This window comes from Paenibacillus sp. 1A_MP2, assembly GCF_052244825.1.
Taxonomy (GTDB): domain Bacteria; phylum Bacillota; class Bacilli; order Paenibacillales; family Paenibacillaceae; genus Paenibacillus; species Paenibacillus vandeheii.
Genome location: NZ_JBQQCS010000001.1, coordinates 1,134,485 through 1,156,454, shown reverse-complemented (window position 1 = coordinate 1,156,454; position 21,970 = coordinate 1,134,485). Strand labels below are relative to the sequence as shown.

Annotated in this window: 16 protein-coding genes and 3 pseudogenes; 3 read left to right on the top strand and 16 right to left on the bottom strand. The window is 48.6% G+C overall.

Annotation, left to right across the window (positions count from 1 at the left end):
• Positions 1-22: 22 nt before the first annotated feature.
• Positions 23-939 (bottom strand): annotated as a pseudogene (gene ftsX, locus ACTWJ7_RS05735) (permease-like cell division protein FtsX).
• The gene (ftsE, locus tag ACTWJ7_RS05730) at positions 929-1,615 is read right to left on the bottom strand and encodes a cell division ATP-binding protein FtsE (protein ID WP_024631580.1); all 687 of its coding nucleotides are present in this window, start codon (positions 1,613-1,615) and stop codon (positions 929-931) included. Before ftsE ends, ftsX begins: the two are co-directional and overlap by 11 nt.
• Before the next feature lie 252 nt (positions 1,616-1,867).
• Between ftsE and ACTWJ7_RS05725 the strand changes: the two genes are divergently transcribed.
• A complete protein-coding gene (locus ACTWJ7_RS05725) occupies positions 1,868-3,301 on the top strand; it encodes a VanW family protein (RefSeq protein WP_301880010.1) in 1,434 nt (477 codons plus the stop codon).
• A 183-nt stretch (positions 3,302-3,484) separates the two neighbouring features.
• On the opposite strand, the gene ACTWJ7_RS05720 is transcribed toward ACTWJ7_RS05725, so the two are convergent.
• The 5 genes from ACTWJ7_RS05720 to ACTWJ7_RS05700 form a co-directional block, all read right to left on the bottom strand.
• Positions 3,485-5,044 (bottom strand): MDR family MFS transporter, encoded by a 1,560-nt coding sequence (locus ACTWJ7_RS05720; protein ID WP_301880011.1) that lies wholly within the window; start codon positions 5,042-5,044, stop codon positions 3,485-3,487.
• 73 nt (positions 5,045-5,117) lie between these two features.
• Entirely contained in the window at positions 5,118-5,288 is a 171-nt protein-coding gene (locus tag ACTWJ7_RS05715) for a hypothetical protein (RefSeq protein ID WP_443145185.1), read from the bottom strand.
• Complete coding sequence (locus tag ACTWJ7_RS05710; RefSeq protein WP_443145184.1) at positions 5,285-5,812, bottom strand: hypothetical protein; 528 nt, start codon at positions 5,810-5,812, stop codon at positions 5,285-5,287. Before ACTWJ7_RS05710 ends, ACTWJ7_RS05715 begins: the two co-directional genes overlap by 4 nt.
• Positions 5,813-5,844: 32 nt before the next feature.
• Complete coding sequence (locus tag ACTWJ7_RS05705; protein ID WP_301880013.1) at positions 5,845-6,570, bottom strand: polymer-forming cytoskeletal protein; 726 nt, start codon at positions 6,568-6,570, stop codon at positions 5,845-5,847.
• A 14-nt stretch (positions 6,571-6,584) separates the two neighbouring features.
• Complete coding sequence (locus tag ACTWJ7_RS05700) at positions 6,585-7,208, bottom strand: YhbD family protein (RefSeq protein WP_301880014.1); 624 nt, start codon at positions 7,206-7,208, stop codon at positions 6,585-6,587.
• A 305-nt stretch (positions 7,209-7,513) separates the two neighbouring features.
• On the opposite strand from ACTWJ7_RS05700, the gene ACTWJ7_RS05695 reads away from it, so the two are divergent.
• Positions 7,514-8,302, top strand: a complete 789-nt coding sequence (locus tag ACTWJ7_RS05695; RefSeq protein ID WP_301880015.1) for an alpha/beta hydrolase — start codon at positions 7,514-7,516, stop codon at positions 8,300-8,302.
• Between the two features lie 215 nt (positions 8,303-8,517).
• Here ACTWJ7_RS05695 and argH read toward each other — a convergent pair whose 3' ends face one another.
• The 7 genes and pseudogenes from argH to argC all read right to left on the bottom strand — a co-directional run bounded on the left by argH (position 8,518) and on the right by argC (position 17,668).
• Positions 8,518-9,921, bottom strand: coding sequence for an argininosuccinate lyase (gene argH / locus ACTWJ7_RS05690; protein ID WP_079350399.1), 1,404 nt, complete (start codon positions 9,919-9,921; stop codon positions 8,518-8,520).
• A 104-nt stretch (positions 9,922-10,025) separates the two neighbouring features.
• A complete protein-coding gene (locus ACTWJ7_RS05685) occupies positions 10,026-11,261 on the bottom strand; it encodes an argininosuccinate synthase (RefSeq protein ID WP_079350374.1) in 1,236 nt (411 codons plus the stop codon).
• A gap of 85 nt (positions 11,262-11,346) precedes the next feature.
• On the bottom strand, positions 11,347-12,315 hold the full coding sequence (gene argF, locus ACTWJ7_RS05680; protein WP_301880016.1) for an ornithine carbamoyltransferase: 969 nt from the start codon (positions 12,313-12,315) through the stop codon (positions 11,347-11,349).
• Positions 12,316-12,508: 193 nt separating this feature from the next.
• Positions 12,509-13,764 (bottom strand): annotated as a pseudogene (locus ACTWJ7_RS05675) (aspartate aminotransferase family protein).
• 341 nt (positions 13,765-14,105) lie between these two features.
• Entirely contained in the window at positions 14,106-14,945 is an 840-nt protein-coding gene (gene argB, locus ACTWJ7_RS05670) for an acetylglutamate kinase (RefSeq protein ID WP_301880019.1), read from the bottom strand.
• 320 nt (positions 14,946-15,265) lie between these two features.
• Positions 15,266-16,503 (bottom strand): annotated as a pseudogene (gene argJ, locus ACTWJ7_RS05665) (bifunctional glutamate N-acetyltransferase/amino-acid acetyltransferase ArgJ).
• 115 nt (positions 16,504-16,618) lie between these two features.
• Entirely contained in the window at positions 16,619-17,668 is a 1,050-nt protein-coding gene (gene argC, locus ACTWJ7_RS05660) for an N-acetyl-gamma-glutamyl-phosphate reductase (RefSeq protein WP_301880020.1), read from the bottom strand.
• Positions 17,669-17,998: 330 nt separating this feature from the next.
• Here argC and cls point away from each other — a divergent pair, with 330 nt between their 5' ends.
• Positions 17,999-19,447 carry a cardiolipin synthase gene (gene cls, locus ACTWJ7_RS05655; protein ID WP_079350370.1) on the top strand — a complete coding sequence of 483 codons (1,449 nt, stop codon included), beginning with the start codon at positions 17,999-18,001 and terminating at the stop codon, positions 19,445-19,447.
• Positions 19,448-19,668: 221 nt separating this feature from the next.
• On the opposite strand, the gene ACTWJ7_RS05650 is transcribed toward cls, so the two are convergent.
• Complete coding sequence (locus ACTWJ7_RS05650; RefSeq protein WP_024631595.1) at positions 19,669-20,574, bottom strand: YitT family protein; 906 nt, start codon at positions 20,572-20,574, stop codon at positions 19,669-19,671.
• Positions 20,575-20,672: 98 nt separating this feature from the next.
• A protein-coding gene (prfB, locus tag ACTWJ7_RS05645; protein WP_301880022.1) for a peptide chain release factor 2 occupies positions 20,673-21,786 on the bottom strand; the annotation gives its coding sequence in 2 pieces (ribosomal slippage) (positions 20,673-21,713 and positions 21,715-21,786; 1,113 coding nt in all).
• Positions 21,787-21,970 lie beyond the last annotated feature (184 nt).

The following is a 21,970-nucleotide window of genomic DNA, read 5'->3' as shown; positions in this document are numbered from 1 at the left end:
CTGCTTTGCCATTCTTTTTCGATTAAACGTTAAGAGACTTGCGGATGGACAATGTACTTCCCAAAATACCAACCAGCACACCAAGTCCAATCAAGAGTGTTCCAAACAGCAGCCAAATATCGCCGAGTGGAATCAGATTAAGCATCTGCATGAATACATCCTGACCAATTGTTGCCATCAGTCGGCTGTAGCCGAAGAACAGTACCGCTACCGTAATCGCCGAACCGATCAATCCAATCAATGCCCCTTCAACAAAGAAAGGCCAGCGAATGAACGTGTTGGTGGCTCCAACCAGTTTCATAATACCAATCTCCCGGCGCCGGGCCAGAATCGTTACGCGAATCGTATTCGAGATCAGGAACATGGACATCAAACCCAGTCCCCGACAAAAATAAATCCGATATTCCGAACAAGCTTTGTAAATTTGAACAACACTTCCACCGTTTCTTTGCCGTAGTTCACTTTCATGATCGGCTTCTCCGGATGTTTATCGTTCAATGCTTCGATTTTTTGCGCCACAAAAGTGACGGTTTCCGGTTCAATGACCTCTACTTCAATGGTCTCCGGCAGTGGGTTGTTATCCACATCGAAACCGCTCAGCACGTTGTCTGCACTTGATCCCAGACGTTCACGGAACTCCTTGAGTCCTTCTTCTTTGGAGACAAAACGAATTTCACTGACTTCAGGCATGGCACTGATTTCCTGCTCCAGCGTGTTACGCAGGTTCTCATCCACGTTCAGTTCGAGATACGTACTGATCTCGACCTGGCTGTCCACCTGGTTGGCCATGGAATTCACGTTGAGCACCAGCAGCATGAACACACCCAGAATAAGCAGTGACACGATAATGGACATGATGGAGGCCACGGACATCCAGCCGTTGCGGAATACATTTTTGAATCCCTCCCGCAAATGGCGCAAGAGAGTACTAAAATTCATAACCGTATTCCCCTCTCATCTGATCCCGTACAATCTGTCCGCGTTCAATCGCAATAACCCGTTTACGCATCGTATTCACGATATCTTTGTTATGGGTCGCCATCACAATGGTTGTCCCGCGAAAATTAATTTCATCCAGCAGCTGCATAATGCCCCATGACGTCTCCGGATCAAGGTTCCCCGTAGGCTCGTCCGCGATAATAACAGACGGATTGTTCACGATGGCACGCGCGATGGCAATACGCTGCTGTTCCCCACCCGATAACTGCGAAGGTTCACGGTTCGCCTTGCTGCGCAGCCCTACCAGATCAAGCACTTCCATCACTCGCTTCTTGATGTGACGCTTCGGCGCTTCGATAACTTCCATGGCAAATGCCACATTCTCAAATGCGGTCATGCGTGGCAGCAACCTGAAATCCTGGAACACAACGCCGATATTCCGGCGTACATAAGGAATTTTGCGTGGCTTTAACTTCCCGATATTAAATCCGTTAATGGATATTTGTCCTTTGGTCGGAACTTCTTCACGGTACATCAATTTCATAAATGTCGATTTGCCTGCGCCGGACGGACCGACGATATAGACAAATTCATTGCGGTCGATCTTCACCGACACCCCTTGTAATGCGTGGGTACCATTGGCGTAGGTCTTCCACACGTCCTGCATTTCTATCACATCATCACTTCCCGTTGCATAGTTAGCCATTATCATTTCGACACAATCCCGGCATTTCCTTTAAAAAGACCTGAATTTCATCAGGAGAAATCCATTTCGCCCTATTTTCGATGGTGAAGCTTGGATTCATATGAGTTTTATTGTAACAAATTTGTTACCTATTGAGTACCCGAAAGTTTTCCATCATAGGATCATATATATGGAAAGTGTTACGAATTGCGGAACAACAGAAGTACAAAGGAGTGTACGGATATGAAAAAAATACATTTGACGGTCATTATTCTGTTCTCTATCCTCTTGATCGGTTCCGCGTCCTATGGATTGCTGTATATGTACGTGAACCAGCCTGCTCTACCGAAAGATGTGCGTGTTGGGGAATGGTCGTTGGAAGGTATGAATCGCAAGGAGGTGCAGCAAGCACTGGATGCGCGATTGAAACAACTGAAGGAGTGGCCAGTTACTCTTGAGGTGGACGATCCGGCAGCCAAAATGATGACGTTCACCGCCGCCCAGACGGGTGCAAATTACAGCGCTGACGACTTCCGGGCTGCCGTACAGCAGCTGGACGAAGGCAATCTGTGGGAGCGAGCCTACGCCCGATATCATTTCACCAAGGAATGGTCCCTGAAGCTGACGTATAATTCAAAATCACTGCAAGAACAACTTAATCCTGCCTGGGAAAAGGAAACCTTCGGTTCACCTGCGGACGCTGTCCGCCGCATTACCGCAAGTGACAAAGTGCAATACATCCCGGAAAAAGGCGTCCGCCGGATCGCCTGGGATGAACTCGGGAACCTGATGCAGGCTAAACTGCACCGGGATTTCGCTGCACTGGATCATGATACGAAGCCGAACCCTCTACTGATTCAGCTGCCACTTTATACGCTGCAACCTGAAGTGACCCTTAATTCGCTGCGCCAGGAGGGAATTGATCGGAAAATCATTCAGTTCTCCACTGGCCTCGGAAACAGTAGTGAAGGCCGGATACATAACGTCAGTGCAGCAGCGCAAGCGGTTAACGGCTTGATTTTACCGCCAAATGGTACATTTGATTATGAGAAGGTCATCCGTAAAGCCGAAGAAGACTACGGTTTCCGGGAAGCCCCGGTCATCGTAAACGGGCAGCTGACCCCTGGCATTGGAGGCGGCATCTGCCAGGTGTCGAGTACAGTCTATAATGCAGCTCTCTTAACCGGACTGGACATTGTAGAGCGTCGCAATCACTCCCTGCCCGTCAAATATTTGCCAAAGGGACTCGATGCCACGTTCGCCTCAGGTTCGATCAATTTTCGGTTCAAAAACAATACCGGTAAGTCCCTGCTCATTCTTGCCAAAGTAGAGGGCGGGAGGTTAACAGTTAAATTTTTCGGCACCTTCCCGGAAAACGTCAGTTATGCACTGGAATCCCGTACGATTGAGACGTTAAGTGTTCCCGTGAAATATGTATCGAGCAATGTGCTGCCTGACGGTGCCCAGCAGGTGCTCCAGAATGGTCAGCCCGGATATATTGTGGAGACACTGCGCACCAAAAGGGTAGATGGCAAAGTCGTCGAATCCAAAACCATTACACGTGATACGTACAAAGCCCAGAACCGCCTGATTGCCCGCTCTGGTCATACCAACCTCCCTGATCCCAAGGAGCCTTCTGTCGTAGAGGATGGGATCAGCGACACGAAGCAGCCTTAAACTTTCTCCCACTGGAGGGCCACTACACATACACATGGATAGGTCCAACTCAGCAAAATAATAACAAACAGAAAAAGACACATCTCCCGTTCCCCATACTTGGGCTCCTCAGAGATGTGTCTTAATTAGTTCTATAGAATTGTTCTACAGATTCATATTGTGTATGGATCAGACCAGACCTTTTTAATGTCCGCCTGTGTACTCTCCCTGCTCTTCACCTATAACCATCTTCTCCTTACCCATGAAGAATGCAGCAATCAACGCCAGTGCAGCCGGGATCGCAGCCCAGGCAAAGAGCTGCACGATGGATGAAGACAGCGCGTGCGTAATGGCATCCAGCACCTGAGGCGGAATCGCCTTTCTCAGCTCTGGTGACAGCAATGCATGTGGATCGCTCAGATCCACTCCCTGAGGCACGCCGCCTGCAGGAGCACCCGTTCCACCCGCTTCCGCCGCTGATCCGGCGAGGGCATCATTCATTTTGCGAGTAAATACTTGGCTTTGCACGATACCAAAGATCGTAATGCCCATCGTCATCCCCAGCGAACGCAGGAAGTTAAGTGTGGAGCTCGCTGCTCCGCGTCTTTGCGGTTCAAACGCGTTCATGGCTGCATTGCTGAGTACCGAGAATGAAGCTCCGACACCAAGACCAACCATCACCATATATATACGAATCGTCCATAAAGATGAACTTTCATCCAGCGTTGTCAGCAAGCCAAGACCAACCACCAGCAAGGCCAGCGTAGGAATCATAATGCTGCGATATTTGATTTTGGTCATCAGGACCCCACCCAAGGACGCCGTCACAACGGATCCAAGCATCATTGGCAACAGCACGAGACCAGAGTTGGTCGCCTTGCCACCAAGAACACCCTGAATGAAGATCGGAATGTACACGGATGCGGTAATAAACGCCGCACCACTGAACATGCCAATGACGTTACTAGACCAGTACACCCGGTTGCGGAACATGCCGAACGAGATGATTGGTTCCTTGGCTCTCGTTTCTGCAAACAGGAATAGCAGTGCAAGCACCACGAATCCGGCAAACAAACCGAGGATCTGCCACGAGCCCCAAGCATACGTTTTGCCACCCAGTTCAAGCCCGAAGATGAGACAGACCACCGCACCAATCAGTGTGATTGCACCCAGCCAGTCAATCTGTTGGGATTGATGCTGATGCGATTCCTTATAGAAGAATGCAATAAACACAAACGCGATCAGACCAAGCGGCAGGTTGATATAAAATACCCATTCCCATGTCGCATACTGCGTAATGTAAGCACCCAGCAGTGGGCCAAATACGCTGGACAAGCCGAACACGGCTCCAAACAAACCGCCCAATTTGCCTCGTGATTCTGGTGCGACCACATCAAACATAATCGTAAAGGCAATCGGCACCAGTGCACCTGCACCAATACCTTGAATAGCTCTGTACATCGTCAGCTCGACGATTGTTGTTGCCGTTCCACATAATGCGGAGCCAAGCATAAATACCAGTATTCCGAAAACAAAAAACTTCTTCCTTCCATACATGTCGGATAACTTACCGAAGATTGGCATACCCGCCATCTCGGCTACCATATACGCAGAAGTAACCCATACGAACTTGTCAAGCCCACCCAGCTTCCCGACAATGTCGCCCATAGCTGTTGCCACGATGGTATTGTCCATCGAAGCCATCAGTATGCTCAGCAGCAGCCCTGCCAGCACCAATCCAATATTATTTTTACGTGTAGCCATTGTACTCAATCTCTCCCATTCACAACCGATTCATATGACTGAATTAGTATATCCGAAAAGTTACGGCGGATAATCAGTCCAAGGACCGATTGCTTTGCACCAAAACTTCCGATAGCGTATGAATTTGCAGAGAAGAGCGGTATTCCACCGTGCCGATCCGGCAGCCGGGGCCAATTTTTATTTTATCCCCTCGAACAACTTCTGCCTCTGTATACTCCAATTCGATATCGTCGCCTTCGATCATCCCTGCCTTAAGTACTGACTTCTGCCCGAAAATAGACCTTCGAACAGTTTGCCCTTGCCGCTCTTCACTGAAATGATGGATCCGCCCATTTCCCTAACCTCGGATGGACCCATGATTTTGAGTGTCATTTGTTCAGCGCTGAGCATACCCGCTATCGTAAAACGGCCGTTCAGCTTCATATCCTCCACCTGACAATCGCCTGATACATGAAGCTCCCCTACCACTTTCATATGTTCAGCTTTTGCATACAGGTTAGAAGCATAATGCCCCTCCTGATCTTCATTATCAGCAGCAGCCTGGTCTTTCAGGGTAAGGGTTCCCGTAATTTTGATATCTGTCGATTCAAGAGATCCGTATATGACCGATGTACCGGTACATTTGAATTGATCACAGATCAGTTTATCATTAAACGAGGCATCCCCTACTACCTTGATCTTTCCGTATACACCACCAGAAGAACTGCCGTCGCCGATGATGCTAATGTCATGTTTTTTATCCATTGAACTGGCAAAATGATTATTCATGTCGATCACATCCCTTTCACTCCAAATCAAAATTAAATTCGCTGACTGCTGCCCACCTTGGCATCTGGATCAACCTCTAGTTCACCCGAATATTCGACCACTCTGACGTTACATCCGCGACCGATATGAACCTTGTTGCCACGAACAATATCTGCCTCGGTATCTTCCAGCACGATTTCATCCCCCTCAATCAAGGATGTCTTGAATGAAGGTGTACCGCCCAGTCCAATACTTTTCCAAAAGCCAGTCTGTTCCTTACGACGGATATCAATGCGCTCCCCACCAATCTCTTTGGCCGAAGAGGATGTATGCAACCTGATCTCTACCGTTCCCGCATTCAGGAAGCCGCTGATTTTAATATTGCCCTGTACGTTCAGGGACTCGCATTGTACGTCACCTTCAATATCAATCACGCCACCAATATCGATTCGTTCCCCATTCACTCGTCCGCGTACGGTACATTTCCCGTTAACTTCAAGCTCAGGGCTATGGAGGTCTCCATTAATCGTAGTCAAGCCATCCACACGAACACGAGAACTGTTCAAAGGGCCGTTCAGCGTGCACATGCCGTTAATCGTTGCACTTTCTGCACTCAAAGCTCCATGCATCTTCAATGTTCCATTCACATTAAGGGAGGTACAGTCCAGGTTACCGTTTACCTTAGCCATGCCATCAATGGATACCCGGTGAAATTCCCCGCCTGCCGTTTGGCTCAAACCTGCTACGTTCAGATCGTTTCGCAAATTACGTTCCTCCATATATGACCCACTCCTTATCCCAATTTGAGTTTCAGCTCTTCCATAAACGTTCCCATGGGCTGTCTAAGAACAACCTTCACACCATTGTCAAAATAAAGCTCCGTCCCTGCCGTTACCAGCATGAATAAAGGGACACCCATCTTGCGAATAAGCACCAGCTCGCTTGGTTTGCCTGTGAAACGATAGTAATGCTCCGACATGACGTCGATGAGCATTGTACCCTCCTGGCGGGTAATATCCCCGCTCATTAGCAGCTTATCAAGGACATAGAGCATCATGATCTGATCCAATGCATACAGCGGCCGCTCCCGGCATGCTTCATTCAACAGCTCGAGCGAAATGTTCGAAACAATGTTTCGCTCCAATAGCTGCTCAGCGGACATTTCCACTTCACCCAAAGTTGGTGAAAACACGTCTGCCAGTTCATCCAGAGACAATCCGTCCTTCATATTGAGAATCTTGTCAATCCGCAGTAATATCTGTTGCTTTGGAAAAAAAGTCTCTTGTCCGGTATAGGACGACTTCCGAATAAACCATTCCTCTGGAATGAGATTCTTCCGCTTCCAGCGGTATAACTGGCCGTAGGAGATGCCCGTCAGGTCCAGCAATTCTTTCTTGGAGATCAAATCATCCGTCATATATGGTCCCCCTTTACGTTGAAAACAGTGTAACATAACATTGTTACGCTGTAAAGAGAGCGAACAACATGGTGAATGGAATCTCCGATTTCTGTTCATATCTACTGTTCCCACATAAAAATTCATATGATTTTGGAAGCGCTTATTTTCTTTGTTTCTACAGTGGATCTTGTTATTGCGTCGAAAGTGATTTACGTATAACCTGTTTACTACAGACACTTTGGAGCCATTTCCACTCCAGATCCATCCTCTCGTTTCAATTCAGGACCTTCATCAATGAATTATGAAAGGGGTTAATTTAACACATGGCACTTATTCAATGTAATTTTTACTCGGACACGCTTGGTCTAAGCACCAGCATGCATGTTATCCTGCCACAACAAACCCAAAATCAGATTGGTATGGAGAGCGTATCGGGCCAAGGACTGCATCCCACACTGTATCTGCTGCACGGTCTATCGGACGATGACTCCATCTGGCTGCGCCGTACATCCATCGAACGATATGTTGCCGACCTTGGTATTGCCGTTGTGATGCCTCAGGTTCATCGCAGCTTCTATACGGATATGGCTGAGGGTGGACGTTATTGGACGTTCATTAGCGAAGAGCTGCCTGCACTCGCGCGTTCCTTCTTCCCGCTATCTCACCAACGTGAAGACAACTATGTTGCCGGATTGTCCATGGGTGGCTACGGGGCATTCAAGCTTGCGCTTCGGAAACCGGATCAATACGCTGCCGCGGCAAGTTTGTCGGGAGCGCTCGACATGGTAGCGCATTTGGATAATATGAATTCCAGCCCACTCTGGCGGGCCGAAATGGAACGTATCTTTGGGCCGAAGATTGCAGGCTCGGAGAACGATCTGCTGCAACTACTGAAGGAGAACCATGCGAGCAGTGGACCTCGGCCATTGCTCTATCAATGCTGTGGTACGGAAGACTTCCTGTATGAGCAGAACCAGTCCTTCCGTGAAGCCTGTTCCCAGACCGATCTCCAATTGACCTATGAGGAGGAACCCGGTGAACATGAGTGGGGCTATTGGGACAAGAAGATTCAGAATGTATTGAAATGGTTGCCTCTACCTAAACGCGTCTAGTCGAGAAATTTAAATGTAGCAACTGCATTTTACATGGATATGTACAGGGAATAACTATATAAGTTTTATAAGTTCAACTAATGATATTTACACTAGCACTCCAATGACCAGAACAAGCTTCTGATCTCTGTAATACACAAAAAGCAGGCCCTTGAGAATAAATCTCTGGCCTGCTTTTACATTTCATACTCTTTTTCACTATAGTAAATGTGACATTAACCCCGATTGGTAATCCATTGCTCTGTCATTTCAAGCACCTTCTCACTGCGGGCAATTGCTTCAGCCACCTGATTCGAAGCTGTGCCGCCATAAACATTACGGGCATTTACAACCGCTTCCGGTTGCAGCACGTCATAAATACGCTCATCGAACAGCGGAGAGAATTGACGGAATTCATCCATTGTCAGATCCAGCAGGTACTTGCCGTTCTGGATACAGTACAATACCGTTTTACCAATAACCTCATGCGCTTGGCGGAACGGCAAACCTTCGCCCACGAGGAAGTCCGCAATATCCGTAGCGTTCGAGAAATCCTGATTAACCGCTTGACGCATCCGTCCTTTGTTGACCGTCATCGTTGCGATCATCGGTGCGAACAATTGAAGCGCACCCTCCAGCGTCGCCACAGTGTCAAACATGCCTTCCTTGTCTTCCTGCATGTCCTTGTTGTAAGCAAGCGGCAGAGATTTCAGTACGGTCAGCAAACCGATCAGGTTGCCGTACACACGTCCTGTTTTACCACGAACGAGTTCAGGAACGTCCGGGTTTTTCTTCTGTGGCATAATGCTGCTGCCGGTGCAGAATGCGTCGTCCAGTTCAACAAAACCAAACTCCGTGCTGCTCCACAGGACCAGTTCTTCACTCAGACGGGATAAATGAGTCATGATCAGCGAAGCGGCTGCCAGAAACTCCACGATAAAGTCACGGTCGCTGACCGCGTCCAGACTGTTCTCGTAGACACCGTCGAAGCCCAGTTGTTCCGCCACAAAATGACGATCAATCGGGAACGTTGTGCCTGCAAGGGCACCTGCACCCAACGGCAAAACGTTAATGCGTTTGTAGCTGTCCATAAGACGCTCCGCATCCCGTTGGAACATCGATACATACGCCATCAGGTGATGGGCGAACAGAATCGGTTGTGCACGTTGAAGATGCGTATATCCCGGTACGATCGTATCGAGATTATCTTTGGCTTGTCCGATCAGCGCTTCCTGCAACGAGTGCAGCATGCCAACAAATCCAACCACGCGCTCACGCAAGTACAAATGCATATCCGTTGCTACCTGATCATTCCGGCTGCGTCCTGTATGTAATTTGCCACCTACAGGGCCGATGGTATCGATCAGGTTTTTCTCAATGTTCATGTGGATGTCTTCATCCGATACGGAGAATTCCACTTCGCCTGCGCGGATTTTGTGCAGAACGGTGATCAAACCTTCCTTGATCGTTTCTACATCCTCTGCCGGAAGAATGCCGCATTTGCCCAGCATCGTTACATGAGCCAGACTTCCTTGAATATCTTCCTCGGCCAACGCTTTATCAAAATTGATTGACGCTGTGTATTCCTCAACCAGGTGATTGGTTTGTTTGGTAAAACGTCCTCCCCACAGCTTGCTCACAGTGAGTGCTCCCCTTTCGCTCATGGACAAAGCCGCTCCTGCCAGATGTGCAAGAACGGCCCGCCTTGTCAGTTATAATCGTGATGCTCTATATGCAGATGAAATTAGTTTTTGTTTTGCTCCACACCGGAGTTTACTTTCAAACGCAATGCATTCAGGCGGATAAAGCCCGTTGCATCCCCTTGATCGTATGCTTGTGTTGGATCAGCTTCCATTGTGGCAATGTCCGGGTTGTACAGGCTGACAGGGCTTTTCACACCTGCGCCAATGATGTTGCCTTTATACAGTTTCACCCGAACGGTACCTGTTACATTTTTCTGGCTTTCCGTTACCAGTGCTTGCAGCGCCAGACGTTCCGGTGCGAACCAGAAGCCGTTGTAAACGAGTGTGCTGTAACGTGTGATCAGGCTGTCACGCAGGTTCATGACTTCACGGTCCATCGTGATGGATTCCATTTTGCGGTGTGCAGTAAACAGAATGGTTCCACCCGGTGTCTCGTATACGCCCCGGCTCTTCATGCCAACAAAGCGGTTCTCAACCATGTCCACACGACCGATACCATGTTTACCACCAAGTTCGTTCAGTTGCTCCATCACTTGCAGTGGGCTTAAACGCTCACCATTCAGTGCAACACAATTACCTTGTTCAAAATCAAGTACAACATATTCCGCTTGATCCGGTGCATCTTCAGGTGCACTGCTGAGCAGGAACATGTCCTTGTTCTCGTCCGTACTTGGGTCGAACCAAGGATCTTCGAGCACACCGCTCTCATAGCTGATATGCAGCAGGTTACGGTCTGTGGAGTACGGTTTAGCCGCCGACGCCGTTACCGGAATGCCGTGTTTTTCAGCATAAGCTATCATCTCAGCACGTCCCGGGAACTGGTTGCGGAATTCTTCCAGACGCCAAGGTGCGATGACTTGAATGTCTGGTGTCAACGCAGCTGCGTTCAACTCAAAACGAACCTGGTCATTCCCTTTACCCGTAGCGCCGTGAGCAATCGCTGTAGCACCTTCTGCACGAGCGATATCAACCATACGTTTAGCGATCAGCGGACGTGCGATACTTGTACCAAGCAGGTACTGTCCTTCATAAAGGGCGCCTGCCTGGAACATTGGATAGATGAAATCTTTGGCGAACTCGTCGCGCAGATCGTCGATGTATACTTTGGAAGCACCTGTAGCGAGAGCTTTTTCCTCAAGGCCGTCCAGTTCATCCTTTTGTCCGATATCCGCCGTAAATGCGATAATCTCCGCATCATATGTTTCTTTCAACCATTTCAAAATTACAGATGTGTCCAACCCGCCAGAATAAGCGAGTACGATTTTTTCCTTAGCCATGTTCAATGGTCCTCCCCAAGTTCAGTTGCTTAATCTATCATCGCGAAATCTATGCCTAAAATCAACCCATTCAGGCAAACAGCGTCTATTCGCTCATTAACGCGGCCATTAACGCTTTCTGCGCATGCAGCCGGTTCTCCGCCTGATCAAAGATCAGGGAGTTTGGACCGTCAATAACTCCGGCACTCACTTCTTCTCCACGGTGAGCTGGCAGGCAGTGCAGGAACATATAATCCGGCTTCGCGCCTTTCATCAGTTCCTCATCCACCTGATACGCGGCGAATGCTTGTTCACGAACCTTCTGTTCCTCTTCAAAACCCATGCTTGCCCATACATCCGTATACACGATATCTGCATCTTTCACAGCTTCCTGTGCACTGTAGGTTACAGTCACTTGCGAGCCGCTCTCCTGTGCAATGCTGCGCGCCTGCTCAACCACTTCGCTGTCAGGCTCATAACCTCCCGGAGTCGCTACTGCTACATGCATACCCATCTTGGCTGCACCAAGCATCAGGGAATGCGCCATGTTATTGCCGTCTCCGACATAAGCCATTTTCAGACCTTCCAGCTTGCCTTTGTGCTCCAGCACGGTTTGGAAGTCTGCGAGTACCTGGCATGGATGTGCTGCATCACTCAGGCCGTTAATAACTGGAACATCCGCATGTTCTGCTAGTTCAGTCACATTATGGTGTCCAAAGGTCCGAATCATGATGCCATCCAGGTAACGTGACAAGACTTTAGCTGTATCATGTGTCGTTTCGCCGCGACCGAGTTGAATATCGTTTTTGCTCAAGAAGAGCGCGTGACCACCTAGTTGGAACATGCCTACTTCAAAGGATACACGGGTACGCGTAGATGATTTTTCAAAAATGAGTCCGATCGTTTTGCCTTGGAGTGGCTGATACGGCACGCCGTTTTTATGTTTGCCTTTAATCTCAATCGCAAGGTCCAGCAAATAGCGAATTTCCTCCGCTGTATAATCTGTAAATTCAATAAAATCACGGCCTCTAAGATCGACCTTCTTGACCTTCTCCGTCTGTTGTGTTTGTGTCATGTTCATTTTGTCCTCCTTATTTCCGGTTCCCTGCACCCGCATGGGCAGAAGAGTGTAGAAGGTTGAGCTCTTGCCATCCGGCTGCTCACTTTCATCTTCCGCTAGTTTACCGCGCGGCTACAGGGATTCATCATCTTGTTCTGGCTTCGAGGCCAGTGAAGGCCCCGAGTCAGAAAGGTTTTATAAAGTCTTATTAAGCGTTCTTCGCCGCCACATGCTCTTCAATTAACGTTGCTACCAAGGATACCGCCTCATCGATCTCTTCCTTGCTCACATACAAGTTTGGAAGCAGACGAATGACATTCGGTCCTGCGGAAACAAAGAGAATACCTCGCTTCTGACCAGCGAGCACGATGTCTCCCACCGCTTCAGCACATTCGATCCCAACAAGCAGACCCATCCCCGAACTTCTTTCACAAATGAGTTGCCTGCCATACGTTCCCGCAATGAGTTCATCAGGTACTCGCCCATTTCAGCTGCACGCTCTGGCAGTTGATCTTCGAGCATCGTTTCAATCGTTGCAATGACAACCGAGGAAGCGAGCGGTGTACCGCCAAACGTCGTTGCATGGCTGCCCGCAGTAAACGCATCTTTCAGATAACCTTTACCCAGCATCGCACCTACAGGGAAGCCGCTGCCAATACCTTTGGCTACTGTGAAAATGTCCGGCTCAATGCCATAATGCTCATGCGCAAACAGTTTGCCTGTACGTCCCATTCCCGTCTGCACTTCGTCTACAATCAACAGCAGTCCATGCTCTTCACACAGTTTCCGAACGTGGTGGACAAACTCTGGTTTGACCGGATGTACTCCACCCTCGGCCTGCACCATCTCCAGCATAATCGCTGCTGTATTGGGTCCGATTGCCGCTTCGAGTGCCGCTGTGTCATGCAAAGGAACCGTTATAAATCCGGCTGGCAATGGCAAAAATCCTTCTTTCACCTTATCCTGTCCAGTTGCTGTCAAGGTTGCGAGTGTCCGTCCGTGGAAGGATTGGGCAAATGTAATGACTTCGTACCGCCCTGTGCCTTTTACCTTCTGGTGGTAGCGACGAGCCAGTTTAATCGCCGCTTCATTCGCTTCTGCACCACTGTTACAAAAGAACACCGCGTCTGCGCATGTATTTGCTGTCAACAAAGCCGCTGCTTTTTCCTGACCCGGAATCTGGAACAGGTTGGATACATGCCACAGCTCATCAATCTGTGCTTTCAGCTTGGCTCCGACTTTCTCCGGTGCATGGCCCAGACTCGTTACAGCCAACCCGCACATGAAATCAAGATAACGATTGCCCTGATCATCCCATAGCCAGCTGCCTTTACCCTTGACCAGACTGATTGGATAACGCGCGTACGTTTGGAAAAGAGAGCTATCTGTCTGTACCGCTGCACCTGCCGCTGCTACGCCCGCTACTGCTGTGCCAGAACCTGGCTGTTCATTGCCTTTTGCCATCACCTATCACTCCTTATTTGTTGGTACACTCCTAAGGTGAATAAAACATAACACTAGACCACTTCGATTGCAGTCCACCTTCGGAACATATGCATACTCCCACTTCGATGACAGAACAACCTTCCGATCGCTGTTATCCCCAGATTTCTTTAATAAATTTTTAAAGGTGGAAATCCAGTGATAAAGGCGCACGCTCCGCTTCTTCAGGTTGTTTCTGTCCTCTCCGTTCTCGCATTTTTGTTTCTTCAGATTGGTTCTGCACTCTTCGTTATCGTGTTATGCACCCCTTCACAAAACTTCGTGTACAAAATGTTGATTACTCTGGTTATCACAAGTTCGCATTATTGCATACGCACAATTCGGGTTCCGATCGTTTCTCCGCCAAGCACACGGCTCAGGATCTGTGGTTCGCTACCGTCTACGATAACGACCTCACGCACTTTGCCTTGAATACAAGCGATGGCTGCACGCACCTTTGGAATCATGCCGCCATAGATTTCTCCGGTTTGAATCATATCCTCAATCTCCTGTACGGAGACAGTTGCCAATACTCTTTTCTCGCCGCCTGCGGTCTTCATGATGCCAGGGACATCGGTTACTACAATCATCCGGCTAACTCCGAGATGGGAAGCTACGGCACCTGCGGCTGTATCCGCATTGATGTTATAACGCTGACCAGTTGCATCTACACCAACCGGCGCGATAACTGGCATATAGCCCATTTCCACGATTCCTTGAATAATCTCCGCGTTAACGCCCGTTACGTCACCTACCCAGCCTATCTCTGCATGATTGCTAACCGGTTTCGCCTGGATCAGACCACCGTCTACACCCGACAAGCCCAGCGCACGTCCACCCACACGTTGGATCAGACGTACGATTTGTTTGTTAATACTCCCCGCGAGAACCATCTCCACGACATCCAATACAGGTTCCGTTGTCTTCCGCAATCCGTTCACGAACTCGGTCTCAATGCCCAGCTTCGCTAAATTATCCGAGATTGCCGGGCCGCCGCCATGCACGATGACAGGTTGAGTTCCCTGGGACTGTAAGTCACGCAGATCTGCAAAAAAGGAGTCAGGCAACGCCGCCAGCGTGCTGCCTCCGCATTTCATGACAAACGTCTGCTTCTCGGCACCTGCCTCAGCTCCGGTACTCTCATTTTGCAATGTTGAATTCATGAGGGCACTCCTTTCGTTTAAAAAGTTCTAAAGGGCTTAACACTTAATTGATGCGATATTCGGTGGCTGACCGTTCCGAATCCGGATCGTTCTTTTGATCGCTGTTGTCTCCAGGTTTTTTGAATCCCCTCTTTTGGAGGGGAAAACCCGGAGACAAAGGCGAACGCTACGCTTCTACAGAATCGATTCCGTCTTCTCCACTGCCTTCGCCAGTTATCAACTACCACATAAAGTTCAATCCTTATACATTTTCTATATATTTGCGAAACAGCTTCTCATAGGGAAGCTGTTAACTTCAATAAAATAAATGCGAAATACTTTTACGTGCGGTATGCCGCGTTAATTCTTACATAGTCATACGTCAGGTCACAGCCCCAAGCGATGGCTGTTCCCTCGCCGTGGTGCAAATCGACTACAATGCGTACTGTATCGGTCTGCAAGTAGGCCAACGCTGCTTCTTCGTCAAAAACGACCGGACGAGACTGTGCGAGTACAGAGATATCGCCCAGACGGATATCCACCGTCTCCGGGTTCACTGGCTGTCCTGCGCGCCCTACAGCTGCAATAATTCGTCCCCAGTTGGCATCTGCGCCAAACATGGCGGATTTCACGAGACTCGATCCAATGACAGTCTTCGCAATGGCTTGCGCGGATTCATCACTTACCGCACCGGTTACCTGTACCTCAACCAGCTTGGTTGCTCCTTCACCATCACGCGCAATGGCTTTGGCAAGTACTTCGCACACATAAGTAAATCCAGCAGCAAAAGCTTCCCAGTCCGGATGTTCCGTGGTCAGCTCTTCGTTGTCTGCCAGACCGCTTGTCATTGCCACCAGCATGTCGTTCGTGCTCGTATCTCCATCTACCGTAATCATGTTGAATGTATGATTGGTCGCCTGGCGCAGCAGGCGCTGCAACGCTTCTGCGCCAATGACTGCGTCCGAGGTCATAAAGGCCAGCATGGTCGCCATATTCGGATGAATCATCCCCGATCCTTTGGCAGCACCTGCAATCGTAATCGTTTTGCCGTTCACCTCAACGGCGACGCAGGCTTCTTTTTTCACCAGATCAGTTGTCAAAATAGCTTGGGAAAAATGCTCTGCTTCTCCTGCTTCCTTGCCCAAGCGTGCCGGAAGTCCGCTAATCCCCGAGTGCACAGCGTCCATCTTTAGCAATTCACCAATGACACCTGTGGAAGCGACAGCAACATCCTCTTCCGCTACGCCCAATTCACGTGCAGCCGCCGTACGCATGGCGTAGGCATCCTCTTCCCCTGTTGTCCGGTACAGGCATTGGCATTCCCGCTGTTCACGATGACTGCCTGAAGGCGTCCATTGCTCAAGCTCTCACGCGTGACTTTCAAAGGTGCGGCCTGGAATACGTTCGTTGTATACACCGCAGCTGCAGTTGCCGGCACGTCACAGCGGATCGCTCCGATGTCGTTGCGTGATGTTTTTTTCAAACCACAATGCAATCCGCCAGCACTGAACCCGCGCGGGGTTACAATCGTTCCGTTCTCAACTATCGTAAAAGCCTTTTGCTCCACATTCGTTTCCATATGTTATCCCCCGTTATGCGTTCGGCTGCATGCCGATTGTCCGCTTGCTTTGCCTGATCCGTCTTCCCCACATGGTTTCGGAATTGCGTCTGGACGCTCCCCAATTATTCAGCCCTTATGGATATACCGGCGTCATGTTCAGCCCGAGGTTCTCCTCCCATCCCATCATCAGGTTCATATTTTGAATGGCTTGCCCGGATGCACCTTTCACCAGGTTGTCTATGACCGAAATAATCGTCAAACGACCTGTACGAGGGTCAGCTGCAAATCCGATATCACAATAGTTCGATCCGTACACTTCCTTCGTTGAAGGCCAGATCCCCGGCTCACGCACACGCACAAAAGGCCGATTCTCATAATATTTGCGGTACAGATCAACGATTTCACGGTCACTGTGTTCGCCAATTAGATTGGCATACATCGTACTCATGATCCCACGCGTCATCGGCACCAGCTGCGTTGTGAATGTTACTGTGACTGGAGTTCCAGTGATATCGCCCAGCACTTGCTCGATTTCGGGAATATGCTGATGTTTATTGAGTTTGTATGCTTTGAAATTCTCGTTCATTTCTGCATAATGATTCATCAGACTTGTTCCCCGTCCCGCACCCGACACGCCGGATTTGGCATCAATAATGATACTGGTAGGGTCAATCCATCCTGCCTCAACAGCTGGAATTAATCCAAGTAACGTCGCCGTTGGGTAGCAGCCTGGGTTGGAAATAAAGTTCTTGCCCTTCACTTCGTCTCCATACACCTCTGCCATGCCATATACCGCTTGTTCCAACAATGAAGCAGATGGTGCCGGATGTTTATACCACTCTTCATACACCGTTCCATCCTTGAGTCTGAAATCTCCAGAGAGATCAATGACCTTAAGACCAGCCTCAAGCAGGCTTGGAACGAGCTTCGCACTTACACCAGACGGGGTAGCTGTAAACACCAGATCTGCACGACTTGCGATCTCTTCCGGGTCTACGCCGTCGAGCGGCCTCAGAATCACGTCCGTCAAATGCGGGAATCCATCTGCGATGGACTCACCACTGCTGGATGAAGAGATTACCGAAGTAATTTCAACCTGCGGATGGTTCTGAAAAAAACGAATCAGTTCCACCCCGCCGTAGCCGGTGGAACCGACGATCGCCACTTTTAATTTGTTATTCACTCTCGCTCCCCCAATCCTGTTGTATGCGTTATTTATAACTGTTCTCCTGCCCTCAAGGGACGTTCATACAGCAATTCCGTCGCTTCTATGCATATTTGTGTATTATTATACAACTCTAGTTATATAAATACAACACTCTACCATCAATTTAACACGGATAATGTTGTATCCCGAACATATCTTTCCAACATCTGCGGACGAACCCGTATACTTCTGCTAAAATACGTATTATAGGAAACATTACAACCAGGGTCTAATTCATAATCAATCTATACGAGGAAGGGTTTATGAATGGATTCATGATGGTCATTATGAGACATGGGGACTACAGTGCATATCGAATCCATTTTACTTGTTGTACTCCTGGGCCTGAATATTATTTTCGCAGCAGCGGTCGTTTTCTTCGAACGAAAGGATGCAAGTGCATCCTGGGCTTGGCTGCTCGTCTTGAACTTTATTCCGGTTTTCGGGTTTGTACTCTATCTATTAACAGGGCAAAATCTGACGCGCTACCGGCTTTTCCAGTGGAAAGAGCGCAAGAAGCTCGGGCTTGAAGAACGTATTGCCGCCCAGCTTGAACAGCTGCAAGACAACCGAACACCGTTCCGTAATCAGGCCACAGAGAGCAGTCAGGACATGATTTATATGAACCTGAAGCAGAACGATGCTCTGTTGACTGAAGACAATGCGGTCGAGATTATTACTGACGGGACAGATAAATTCCAAAGGTTACTCGATGATATCGAAGCAGCGCAAGATCATGTTCATGTGCAATATTACATTTATAGAGGCGACCGACTCGGCAAAAGAATAAGGGATGCACTCATCCGCAAAGCGCGGGAAGGGGTCAAAGTTCGTTTGCTGTATGACGCCCTGGGCTCGCGGCGGGTATCCAAACGCTTTTTCAAAGAATTGCGCGAAGCAGGCGGTTTGGTTGAAGTCTTTTTCCCATCCAAATTCAGTCTGATTAACCTGCGTATGAACTACCGAAATCACCGCAAAATCGTCATCATTGACGGTAACCTTGGATATACAGGTGGGTTTAATGTAGGGGATGAATATCTCGGCTTGAATTCCAAGTTCGGTTACTGGCGCGATACGCATTTGCGTATTCAGGGTAATGCTGTTCATGCGCTTCAGACCCGTTTTCTTCTGGATTGGAATGAAGCGTCCAAGCAGCATGATACCCCTTATGTTCCGGCGCATTTCCCTCATATTGAGGGTACAGGAACAACTGCGATGCAGATTGTATCCAGCGGACCGGATGCTGAGACAGAGCACATCAAAAACAGTTATCTGAAAATGATCAATGGTGCCAAACACTCCATTCTCATCCAGACGCCTTATTTTATCCCGGACGCCAGTGTATTTGAAGCCATACGTCTTGCGTGCCTGTCAGGGATTGATGTTCGCATTATGATTCCCAATAAACCGGATCACGCCTTCGTATATTGGGCTACGCTTTCTTACATCGGCGAGTTGTTAAAAGTGGGGGCAACTGTATTTATATACGATAACGGCTTTATTCATGCCAAAACACTCATTATCGACAGTATGGTCGCATCTGTGGGAACCGCCAATATTGACTACCGCAGCTTCCGCCTGAACTTTGAGGTAAATGCATTTATGTATGATGAAGCAATTGCGACTGCTCTTGTGCAGACGTTTGAGCATGATCTTCTTGTATCCCGTGAGATAACGCTTGATGAATACAATAAACGCAGTGTGAAGATCAAATTTAAAGAAGCCATTTCTCGTCTGTTGTCTCCGATTCTGTAGATATAATAGTGATAGTAGATATACAGTAAGTAGTACAGTGATTTTCGTTCAAAAGACAAAACAAAAAGCAAGTACTTCCTTTCCAGCCATGTCTGGTGGAGGAGTACCTGCTTTTTTTTGATTATATGCTTACTTTCTTGTTAGTTAAACGAACTGCTTACACTGCTCTCTGTTATCACGTGAATGTTAAGTTTAATTTATAGATGCCTACTCGCTGTACCTTACACTTCCTCGCGCTTAAAGCCTTCGCCCAATACTTCATGCGCATTGCTAATAATGACAAAAGCCCCCGGGTCAACGGACCGTATCAAGGCTTTCAGTCTCGGCACCTCATTCTGTCCAACGACTACCATCAGAACGGTTCGCTGATCGTCGGTGTAGCCACCTTTTGCCTCCAGCTTCGTCAGTCCGCGATCCAGATCATCCAGAATCACCTTCGTAATCGGTTCGGTCTGGTTGGAAATAATGTAAGCTACCTTCGAGTAACCAAGCCCCATCTCGACGGCATCAATGACTTTTCCGGTAACGTATAACCCGATCAGAGCAAAAAGCGACTGTTCCAATGACAGTACAAAGGCAGCCATAATAATAACTGTAGCATCCATCATCACGACACAAAGGGAATAACTCAGCCCACTGTATTTTTGTACGATCCTGGCAAGAATGCTCATGCCTCCTGTTGAACCTCTCCCCCGATAGACAATCCCAATCCCGAGACCAACTCCAATTCCTCCATAGAGTGAACCTAGGAGCGGATTCGTTGTTGGAATCGCCCAGTCCTTCGTGAGAAATACGAACAAAGGCAGAACGATACTTCCAAGCACAGAACGGATACCATACTGCTTGCCGATCAGGAGAAAACCCGCGATCAGAAGCGGAATATTAATAGCCCACTGAGTGTATGCCGGCTCAAGCCCCAGCCATTGTTTGCCTAATATCGATAACCCGGATACCCCGCCTGACGCAATCTGATTCGGAAGTAAAAATAAATTAAAGGCCACGGCAATCAAAAACGAACCTAATATGATGGATACGGTATCCACTACATTTCTCCATGGACCGTTCAGGGGAATGAGGGTAGTTAGCCTCTTCTTGCGGTTATTGTGTAAATGCTGTTGCTGCTGCATGTCATCGTGCTCTCCTTTTTTGTATATATGCTCAAAAAAAGCCCCTGTATATACCCAGCATACGCCTACACGTATCGGGTCTATACAGGAACTTTTGATTAATCGGTTTCTACTTTAATCTGGCTGCGCAAATAACCGTCGATGAATCCATCGAGGTCGCCATCCATTACTGCACCAGTGTTTCCCGTCTCTACGCTCGTACGGTGATCCTTTACCATACTATAGGGATGGAATACATAGGAGCGAATCTGGCTACCCCACGCAATATCCGACTGTTCTCCTCGGATTTCGTCCAGATGCTGTTTTTGTTCTTCAATTTTACGTTCATACAATTTGGAACGAAGCATCGTCATCGCCCGCTCACGGTTCTTGATCTGTGAACGTTCGTTCTGACACGTTACCACCACACCAGTTGGAAGGTGAGTGATCCGTACGGCTGAGTCTGTGGTATTGATATGCTGTCCACCCGCGCCGCTCGCACGGTACGTATCGATCTTGAGATCTTCTGTTCGAATGTCCAATTCAATCGTGTCATCAATCTCAGGAACCACATCACAGGATACGAAGGAAGTATGTCTGCGTCCCGAGGAGTCAAAAGGTGAGATTCGCACCAATCGGTGAACACCCTTTTCGGCTTTCAGATACCCATAAGCATTATGCCCTTTGATGGATAATGTGACACTCTTGATTCCTGCTTCATCTCCTGCCAGATAATCCAGCACCTCAACCTTGAAGCCACGCTTCTCGGCCCAGCGTGTGTACATCCGCATCAGCATCTGTCCCCAGTCCTGAGACTCGGTACCACCAGCACCCGGGTGAAGCTCTAGAATCGCATTCATCTTGTCATACGGCTGGTTCAGTAGAAGCTGTAGCTCGAACTCTTCTACCTTGCTCACGATGGCTGTCACACTGTTACCGATCTCCACAGCCAGATCATCATCGCCTTCTTCGTCAGCCAGTTCTGCCATCATGACCGCATCGTCATAATCCTGCTGCAGTTTGGTGTACTGGTCCACAGAACCCTTCACCGCGTTCAGCTCAGCGATTAAGGCTTGTGCCTTATCATTATCATCCCAGAAATCCGGGGCGGACATCTTCACTTCGAAGTTCTCAATCATCTCTTGCTTGAGATCTAAGTCAAAGAGACCCCCTAAGATTTGTTAGTTTCTTGCCTATTTCACGCAGGTCCTGCTTCACGCTTGGATCGATCATGTGCAATTCCTCTTTTCATTAAGATAAGCTCCCCGCATCCAGGGCATTCCTCCAGATCAAGTATCTGATGCTTCACCTTGGAGTCTCGGTCACCTTTCTATCGGCAATCCTCTTCTCCATGATCATGGTCACATAGTTATAACTATGCACCAATTACAGGTTATGCATCCTTCACTTGATCAAT

Bases quoted from the DNA above. Each gene is read 5' to 3' on its own strand.
- argF (WP_301880016.1), bottom strand. From the start codon at position 12,315: ATGACACAAACACAACAGACGGAGAAGGTCAAGAAGGTCGATCTTAGA.
- ACTWJ7_RS05705 (WP_301880013.1), bottom strand. From the start codon at position 6,570: ATGGAGGAACGTAATTTGCGAAACGATCTGAACGTAGCAGGTTTGAGC.
- ACTWJ7_RS05695 (WP_301880015.1), top strand. From the start codon at position 7,514: ATGGCACTTATTCAATGTAATTTTTACTCGGACACGCTTGGTCTAAGC.
- ACTWJ7_RS05725 (WP_301880010.1), top strand. From the start codon at position 1,868: ATGAAAAAAATACATTTGACGGTCATTATTCTGTTCTCTATCCTCTTG.
- ACTWJ7_RS05710 (WP_443145184.1), bottom strand. From the start codon at position 5,812: ATGAATAATCATTTTGCCAGTTCAATGGATAAAAAACATGACATTAGC.
- ACTWJ7_RS05650 (WP_024631595.1), bottom strand. From the start codon at position 20,574: ATGCAGCAGCAACAGCATTTACACAATAACCGCAAGAAGAGGCTAACT.
- ACTWJ7_RS05685 (WP_079350374.1), bottom strand. From the start codon at position 11,261: ATGGCTAAGGAAAAAATCGTACTCGCTTATTCTGGCGGGTTGGACACA.
- ACTWJ7_RS05720 (WP_301880011.1), bottom strand. From the start codon at position 5,044: ATGGCTACACGTAAAAATAATATTGGATTGGTGCTGGCAGGGCTGCTG.
- ACTWJ7_RS05715 (WP_443145185.1), bottom strand. From the start codon at position 5,288: ATGATCGAAGGCGACGATATCGAATTGGAGTATACAGAGGCAGAAGTT.
- ACTWJ7_RS05700 (WP_301880014.1), bottom strand. From the start codon at position 7,208: ATGACGGATGATTTGATCTCCAAGAAAGAATTGCTGGACCTGACGGGC.
- argB (WP_301880019.1), bottom strand. From the start codon at position 14,945: ATGAATTCAACATTGCAAAATGAGAGTACCGGAGCTGAGGCAGGTGCC.